This window comes from Paratractidigestivibacter sp., from assembly GCF_052362415.1.
GTDB lineage: Bacteria > Actinomycetota > Coriobacteriia > Coriobacteriales > Atopobiaceae > Paratractidigestivibacter.
In genome coordinates this window covers 12618-14798 of record NZ_DAWEMK010000037.1, presented here as the reverse complement: position 1 = coordinate 14798, position 2181 = coordinate 12618, and the positions used below count along the sequence as shown (strand labels likewise).

1 protein-coding gene and 1 pseudogene are annotated in these 2181 nt (G+C 64.6%); both read left to right on the top strand.

What is annotated here, in order from left to right; translation table 11 throughout:
* Nucleotides 1–99 precede the first annotated feature (99 nt).
* The gene (thrS, locus tag ACT84W_RS05320) at nt 100–1863 is read left to right on the top strand and encodes a threonine--tRNA ligase (protein ID WP_444328455.1); all 1764 of its coding nucleotides are present in this window, start codon (nt 100–102) and stop codon (nt 1861–1863) included.
* Between the two features lie 13 nt (nt 1864–1876).
* Nucleotides 1877–2181: pseudogene (locus ACT84W_RS05315) on the top strand (hypothetical protein); the annotation flags it as partial.

Here is a 2181-nt window from a genome sequence, read left to right as displayed (position 1 = left end):
GCGTGGCAGACGCCGTTACTCGCCCGCGCCGCTGCATCGGCGCCCGGGCGTTATTTATGTCTGTGCCCTGTGCATCGCAATCCCAGAAAGAGGTTTCCCATGAAGATCCTGCAGAACGACGGCCAGGTCATCGAGTGCCCCGCCGATGAGGTCACCCACGTCGTGCGCCACTCGGCCGCCCACATCATGGCCCAGGCCATCTCGCGCCTGTATCCCGGCACCGACTTCGCCTATGGCCCCGCGACCGACAACGGCTTCTACTACGACGTCGACCTCCCCGAGGGCCAGAAGATCAGCGAGGACGACCTGCCCGCCATCGAGGCCGAGATGAAGAAGATCTGCAAGGAGAACCTCAAGTTCCGGGTCTTCGAGAAGCCCCGCGCAGAGGCCATCGCCCTTATGCAGGAGCGCGGCGAGAAGTACAAGGTCGAGCATATCGGCGACCTCGACGAGGACGCGCGCATCACCTTCTACCGGCAGGGCGACTACATCGACATGTGCGTCGGCCCCCACGTCTGCTACACCAAGGCCGTGAAGGCCTTCAAGCTCACGGGCGTCTCGGGCGCCTACTGGAAGGGCGATAAGGACAACAAGATGCTCACCCGCATCAACGGCATCGCCTTCGCCACCAAGGAGGAGCTCGACGAGCACCTGCACATGCTCGAGGAGGCCAAGCGCCGCGACCACCGCAAGATCGGCCAGGAGATGGACCTCTTCATGATGTCCGAGGCGGGCCCCGGCTTCCCGTTCTGGCTCCCCAACGGCATGATCGTCCGCAACTCCCTCATGAACTATTGGCACGAGATGCAGGCCAAGTTCGGCTACGACGAGGTCCAGACCCCGATCATCCTCTCGCGCACCCTCTGGGAGACCTCCGGCCACTGGGACCACTACAAGGCCAACATGTACACCACGCAGATCGACGAGGAGGACTACGCGATCAAGCCGATGAACTGCCCCGGCGCATGCTTGATCTACAAGTCCAAGCCCCGTTCCTACCGCGACTTGCCGCTTAAGCTCGCCGAGGCAGGCCTCGACCACCGCCACGAGCTCAAGGGCGCCCTGCACGGCCTGTTCCGCGTCCGCGAGTTCACCCAGGACGATGCGCACCTCTTTATCCGCCCGGATCAGATCACCGAGCAGGTCACGGACACCGCGCACCTGATCACCGCCTACTACGCGCAGTTCGGCTTCCCCTATAAGGTCGAGCTCTCCACGCGCCCGGAGGACTCCATGGGATCCGATGAGGACTGGGAGCGCGCCGAGCAGGGCCTGCGCGACGCCCTCGAGTCTATGGGCATCGACTACGTCGTCAACCCCGGCGACGGCGCCTTCTACGGCCCGAAGATCGACTTCCACCTCCAGGACTGCCTCGGCCGCACCTGGCAGTGCGGAACCATCCAGCTCGACTTCCAGCTGCCCCACAACTTCCAGCTCGAGTACACGGACAAGGACGGCACCAAGCGCCAGCCCATCATGATCCACCGCGCGGGCTTCGGATCGTTCGAGCGCTTCATCGGCATGCTCATCGAGCAGTACGCCGGCAAGTTCCCGACGTGGCTCTCGCCCTGTCAGGTCAAGGTCCTGCCTGTCTCGGAGAAGACCCGCGCCTACGCCGATGAGGTCGCCGCGAAGCTCCGTGACGCCGGCATCCGCGTCAAGGTTGACGAGCGCGACGAGAAGATCGGCTACAAGATCCGCGAGGCCCGCTCCGTCGATCGCGTGCCCTACATGCTGATCCTCGGCGAGAAGGAGGCCGAGGCCGGCAACATCTCGGTCCGCGACCGCAGCAACGAGACCGTCCAGAAGGACTTCGACGAGTTCATCTCGGAGGTCAGCGCCGAGATCGCCGAGCGCCGCTAAGCTCCGCCGGGACTTGGATATCAAGCTCACAGTCGAGAAGGGCCCCGACCTCGGGGCCCTTCTTTGCCTCCAAGGGCAGATGACCGCGGGGGAGTGGCGGGTTCTCTCCGACGCGGCCCAGGTCATCGCCAATTACCTTCGCTGCCACCCCCGCGTCGCGGAGGTCAGCTACCCTGGGCTTACGACGGACGCCGCATACCGCGAGGCCTCGTGCACGCTTCGAGGCGGTTTCGGGCCGTATGTATGGGTTAGGCTCGCCGACGACACCTCTTGGCGACGCGTCGAAGCCTCGGCTGACGATCCGCGGGTACAGGTCAT

Bases quoted from the DNA above. Each gene is read 5' to 3' on its own strand.
- thrS (WP_444328455.1), top strand. From the start codon at position 100: ATGAAGATCCTGCAGAACGACGGCCAGGTCATCGAGTGCCCCGCCGAT.